This window comes from Vibrio sp. 10N.286.46.A8, from assembly GCF_041470165.1.
In the GTDB taxonomy this organism is placed as follows: domain Bacteria; phylum Pseudomonadota; class Gammaproteobacteria; order Enterobacterales; family Vibrionaceae; genus Vibrio; species Vibrio tasmaniensis_A.
This window is the reverse complement of sequence record NZ_JBFRLX010000286.1, coordinates 1-5761: the sequence shown is the minus strand read 5'-3', so window position 1 is coordinate 5761 and position 5761 is coordinate 1. Positions and strand designations below refer to the sequence as shown.

Sequence of the window (5761 nt, the reverse complement as noted above, 5' to 3'; positions counted from 1 at the left end):
CTATTATAAAATACAATATGAATTTAAATAAAGTGAAAAGTGAAAAATGAAAGTTGCAGTTGTCATTCCTTGCTTTAAGGTGAAAAATCAAATTTGTAAAGTCTTAGATTCTATCGGGAATGAGGTGGATAAAATTTATGTTATCGACGATTGTTGCCCGGCAGCTAGTGGTAAGTTTGTTCTTGAAAACAATAAAGATACTAGAGTCCAAGTGATTTTTAGTGAAGTCAACTCTGGAGTTGGTGGCGCAGTGATGAAAGGGTATATTGAAGCCCTAAAAGATGGTATGGATATTATTATCAAAATTGATGGAGATGGACAGATGGATCCTACATTGATACCAAAATTCATAAACCCAATAATACAAGGGCATGCAGATTACACAAAAGGAAATAGATTTAATAGAATTGAGTCTCTTATTCTTATGCCTACAATAAGAAAGTTGGGGAATGCAATATTATCATTTGTCAATAAAGTGTCTAGCGGTTATTGGAAGGTAATGGATCCAACTAATGGCTATACTGCTATCCATCGTTCAGCTCTTTTAGAACTACCATTAAATAAAATTAGCCAAAGATATTTTTTCGAAAGTGATATGCTATTTCGTTTGGGTACGATTAGAGCTGTTGTTCAAGATATATCAATGGACGCAAAATATGATGATGAAGAAAGCAGTTTAGAAGTTAAAAAAGTTATCTTTGAATTTACGCCGTTATATATTAAATCATTTTTTAAACGTATATTTTACGCATACTTTCTGCGTGACTTTAATGTGGCTAGTATAGAGTTGATTTTAGGTTCTATTATGATGTTATTTGGTTTTTGTTTCGGTGTTATTAGTTGGTTTAATTCCATTTCGACAGGAGATGTCACTTCTACAGGAACTGTAATGATAGCTGTAATGCCTATTATTATGGGTTTCCAACTCCTATTAAGCTCACTTCATTATGATATAACTAACTCTCCATTACATCCTTTGCAAAAGAAATAGAAATAAATACATTGATCGCAAAGATTTATAATGTAGAGATTGTTGGTTTTATGTGAAAGTCCTGAAGGTTGTATTTTTAGTTAAAGGTACTTGATGTGATTTCAAGGTTTAAAAAAAATAAATTCTATAGTTATATATATATATTACTCTCATTTCCATTAATGATTTACCTTGCATTTCAAGTTCCAGCATTTCAAGTTGCTGATGAAGGCAGTCATTATCAAAGAGCATACCAAGTATCACAGGGAGAGTTATTTCCACAGAAAAAATTATTGCCTAATACTGTTGACGATTATACCGTTGGCGGGACAACTAGTCCTGAAATTAGTCAAATTGAGTTAGGTTACCTCCCTATCGCATTTAAACCAGATATGAAAGTAGACACGCAGTTGTCACTGGTTTTGAATAGCATCGAATGGGGAGGAAATAGTTGGGGTGATACTCGTAATGTGAGTATATACCCCCCATTTCTATATACACTTTCCAGTTTAGGGATTATTTTAGGAAAGAGCATAGATTTATCCGTATCAGAAACCTTGATTTTGTCTAGAATATTAAACGGCTCTATCGCAATTTTATTGTCAGCAGTTGCTATTTATATCGCGAACAAAGGCGTTGCTGTTCTATTTAGTATTTTAATGCTTCCAATGACCATATCTCAAATGGCATCGGTAAGTCCGGATGCCATTTCCTTTCCACTAGCAGCATTATTTGTGGCAATGGTTAGTCGATTTGATATTGAAAAAAATAACAGGTTTAAAATACTATTAATTATTAGCTCTGTATTTTTGGTGGTAATATCAATGACAAGGCCTCCTTATATTGCTCTATCTATGGTTTTTTTGGTTTTTTCGCTAAAGTATTGGAGTGATGAGGATAAAAGAATAAAGCTTATAGGTGCTTTTCTAATAAGTTTTATCTCTGTTGTTATTTGGTCTATTTATTTGACTTTTAACGTATCTGTTCCATTTGGCCCTGAAGGGGTGTCCTATCTGTTAAGGGTTGAACAGATTTTAAGTGCACCATTTTCATGGTTTGTTTTACTATTTAATAGCTTTATAGAGAATTATGCATTCTATGCTGTATCATTTATAGGGAAATTAGGATACTTGGACGTTAAATTGCCAATATGGTATTATTTCTTCGCCGGGGTTTCATTATTTCTGATATTTTATTCTGATGTTGGAAGGCTTTGGGGGCGTAGAAAGGGGGAGGTTTATCATAAATTACTCTTGCTATTAGTAATTATCGTAGCCATTTTTAGCATTTTTCTGGTTTTGTCTATATCATGGACGCCAATGTCCAGTTCTACAATTCAAGGTGTTCAAGGACGGTATTTTATACCTATTTCTCTATTTTTATGTTTACTATGTGAAGGCGAAAAAAACGATAAAAGTGGTTGTTTAATACAGAGGTTAGGCGTGTTTTTGTTTGGTTTTATTACTATTTTAGTTGTGCCGCTGTCTGTTTTTGAAAGGTATTATTAATTGATACCATTAATATTTTCACTAGAGGTCTTATGAAAGATATTCAGCAAGTAATCAGATATCTTATTGGTGGAGGGTCTACAGCAATAATAAACTGGTCTTTAGTGTATATTTTTGTTGAGTTTTTTAGATTTCATTACTTGGCCAGTATGAATTCTGCTATTTTCATAATATATTTGTACTCATACTTTATTAACAAGTATTTTGTTTTTAATAATTATGAAAAAAAACATGTTAGACATGGTGTAGGGTTTATTGTTATGCGGTTGGTCCTGTTGTTAACTATTAATATCATTGTATATTTAGGCGTCGATGTTCTTGGTTTTAACTATTTGGTATTTATAATGGCAACAATGATTGGTGAGGCAGTTGTTAGTTTTTTAATAATGAAATTTTTCCTTTTTAGACCGAGTTTCTCTGAAAGTTAGAAGGGTGATAGAATATTATGGTTTATATTAATGGTGAAGAGTTAACTTGTCATTTTTGATGTGAGCGGAGTACAGCAGTCAGGTACTATCTTATGTTTATCAAAACATCGACTAGGGCTATGGTTTGCCCCTTCACAACTTATATAGTTTGAATGTTTGCCATGTTAAATGCCTCCTTTATCCACTATAATTGAAGGAAATAACTATATGAACTATTATCAAAGCTCACCACATGTTTATTAGCATAGTTTGATTTTTAACTAGAATAAATTCAACAGGTTGTATTTTATGCGAGGTAAATATAGATGAATTATTTTTTTGGATAATACACCGTATACTCGGTCAATGGTTCAGTAGTTTATGATGAACGGTAAGATCCCCGTGCGATACCCGATCTACATCGTGATGATGGCAATTGCTCGTTACATTACTCTGGGCATGAAAGAGTTGGATGCAGTACTTATCGTTTGGTTGTCTGTTGCAGCGTTTATCTTAGCAGCAGCAACACTTTTGATTCGAGTAGGGCACCATTACTGGCCATATGTGGATCTTCGAACCAAGCAGCCGGATGAGTAATTCAATTAACTGAAATATGATGATCTAAAAAATTCGCCCAGCACTGCTGGGCGAATTCATTTAGTAACATACTAACCTGATAAGCAGTGTTAGAAGTTATAGATCAGTGCGATTTCAACACGGGAAATGTCATCACTGCTACTGCCGACTACGTCACGTGTGTAGTCGCTATCTAATGCGTAGTACATATTTAACTCAGACTTTAAGTTGCCTGTGATGTAATTATGGAATTGCAGATAGAACTGGGTGTAAGCGTATTTTTCGTCAGACTCTGCACCAAATAATACATCTTGGTTGAGTGTGTAGATTGCATCATCTGTGTTGGCACGCCATGTCGACATAAAGCCAGCGATGATGGATTGTTTCGGCTGATACTCAATCACAGTGTAAGAACCGACCTGCATTGCGTTACCGTAAGCGCCATCATGCGCGAAACCCAGTGGGTCACCTGTCCACAAAGGGTTAAACGTGTTCACTTTGTCGCTGTTTTTATCTGAACCTGATGCGTAATGTAGGTTCAGACCTAAGCGATAGTTCCAGTCTGCTTTCCAGTTGTAGTTCAAATCGGCATAAGCCATGTAGGCTGAGATATCTTTACCTGCATGATCACCAAATTGATAAACACCGTCGAGCATGTAACCAAACCCTTCACTCACAAAGTCATGGGCATGTAAGCCTAAAACTTGAATGTCGACGTCACCGTCTGGTGCATTAACAAAGCTTTCATTGGTGAGTTTATTACTCATTATGTAGGCTTGCATTGCCCCGAAGTCAGTTCTCCAATTAGCGAATAAGCCAGTCGATTTTTTGCCATTGGTTTTATCATCCCAGTTGCCACCGAAGCTGCCATCTTTGTAGAGAGGGAATACTTCCTCGCCGTAGTATGCGTCAAAATTGATGCCTGCTACGCTGTATTTTGCGCTGGCTGCATTCCAACTTGATTGAACTGGCGTTGGTTCACGGTTCATCATTTGCCATTCATTTAAGTATATTTCTTGGCGACCAAGGCGGGTACTTAGGTATTGCTCACCGTCATCGAGTAATTTGAATTCGGTAAACAACTGGTGGAAGTCAGTACCGGCATCGTCTACTGGACCCGGACTATCGAGGTTAGTGTAATTGGTTCGAATTTCACCAAATACACGCATCCAGTCTTGGTAAGTCACATCGGTGGAGAATTGCATGCGAGTACGCAGTTCATTTTTCTTGCGGTTTTCTCCGTCGTACATGTGATTCCAACGGTTATCGACTGCGGCTTTTACATTACCGCTAAATGAGACTTTCCAGTCACCACTGTCATCAATATCCAAGCGTTTGAGTTTTTCTGAAAAGCTTTTTTGACTTTCGTCTAGACCATCGACATAGCTCCAGTCCTCATTGGCTCTATCTCCCCAGAAGACGATAGGGTTGCGCTCAGACCAGCTTGATGTTGTATTTTCGTTTGCGTGTAGGACGCCAGAAACACAAAGAGCAAGTAAAGTAACTGCATGTTTTGTCATTGCTTTCATTTTTATATTTCCCATATTTCAGGTGCACGAATCCCTTCCTGTGACTTGTAGTCACAGGAGGAATTGTCAGTTATTGGTTTCTATAGATTCGTAACAGTAGGGTTACGGAAGTTGCGCTTAGCTAAGAGTCGACACCAAGGGCTTCTTTGATACCAGAGGCAATCGTAATAACGTTGGCTCCATATATCACTTGAATGCCTTTATTCATTCTGACGACACCAATTGCGTTGAGCTGTTGTTTCCAAACTTTATCGCTTGCCGTTAGTGATTCGTCATGCAGCGAAACACGCAGTCGAGTTGCACAGTTTGTCACGTTCTCAATGTTGTCAGCTCCACCCAGTGCCTTAATGATTTCAACAGGCAGTCCTTTTGAGGTCTGCTCCTTTTTCTTTTTAAAGTCTTCTTTTGAATACAGGGCGATATCACCATCTTCTTCTTCGCGACCTGGAGTTTTTGAATCAAACTTCAGGATGAAGAACTTGAATGTGTAGAAGTAAATCGCGAAGTATAGTGGGATAATCCACAATAGAGCCCAAGCATGAACCTTTTCAGGTTGTAGTAGGTTAGGCACCATAAATAGCAGCTGATTTCCGTGAATTGAAACACCCATCATTTCGGTGATCACATAAGCAAGACCATTTAGCGGAACATGTACTGCAAAGAATAGGAATGGTTGGACGAATAGGAAGGTATATTCTAGTGGCTCGGTAATACCGATAACAGCGGCCGTAAATACTGCAGGCACCATGATAGCGGCTACCTTTTTACGAT

The 5761-nt window shown here is 37.2% G+C and carries 5 protein-coding genes and 1 pseudogene; 4 read left to right on the top strand and 2 right to left on the bottom strand.

All coding sequences use genetic code 11. From position 1 onward, the window contains the following. Window positions 1-46: 46 nt before the first annotated feature. The 4 genes and pseudogenes from AB4232_RS21490 to AB4232_RS21475 form a co-directional block, all read left to right on the top strand. Entirely contained in the window at window positions 47-991 is a 945-nt protein-coding gene (locus AB4232_RS21490) for a glycosyltransferase family 2 protein (RefSeq protein ID WP_102257554.1), read from the top strand. A gap of 95 nt (window positions 992-1086) precedes the next feature. Further along, window positions 1087-2478 (top strand): DUF2142 domain-containing protein, encoded by a 1392-nt coding sequence (locus tag AB4232_RS21485; RefSeq protein ID WP_372087968.1) that lies wholly within the window; start codon window positions 1087-1089, stop codon window positions 2476-2478. A gap of 32 nt (window positions 2479-2510) precedes the next feature. Beyond that, window positions 2511-2906, top strand: coding sequence for a GtrA family protein (locus AB4232_RS21480; RefSeq protein ID WP_009847997.1), 396 nt, complete (start codon window positions 2511-2513; stop codon window positions 2904-2906). Between the two features lie 357 nt (window positions 2907-3263). Continuing rightward, a pseudogene (locus tag AB4232_RS21475) lies at window positions 3264-3482 on the top strand (phosphate-starvation-inducible PsiE family protein); the annotation flags it as partial. Window positions 3483-3571: 89 nt separating this feature from the next. Here AB4232_RS21475 and AB4232_RS21470 read toward each other — a convergent pair. Continuing rightward, window positions 3572-4990 (bottom strand): alginate export family protein, encoded by a 1419-nt coding sequence (locus tag AB4232_RS21470; protein ID WP_029222821.1) that lies wholly within the window; start codon window positions 4988-4990, stop codon window positions 3572-3574. Between the two features lie 121 nt (window positions 4991-5111). Beyond that, window positions 5112-5761 (bottom strand): glucose PTS transporter subunit EIIB (locus AB4232_RS21465; protein WP_372087967.1); only part of this gene is annotated, 650 nt, incomplete at its 5' end.

Excerpts from the sequence above, each read along its gene's own strand:
- AB4232_RS21470 (WP_029222821.1), bottom strand. The coding sequence starts at position 4,990 with ATGAAAGCAATGACAAAACATGCAGTTACTTTACTTGCTCTTTGTGTT.
- AB4232_RS21490 (WP_102257554.1), top strand. The coding sequence starts at position 47 with ATGAAAGTTGCAGTTGTCATTCCTTGCTTTAAGGTGAAAAATCAAATT.
- AB4232_RS21480 (WP_009847997.1), top strand. The coding sequence starts at position 2,511 with ATGAAAGATATTCAGCAAGTAATCAGATATCTTATTGGTGGAGGGTCT.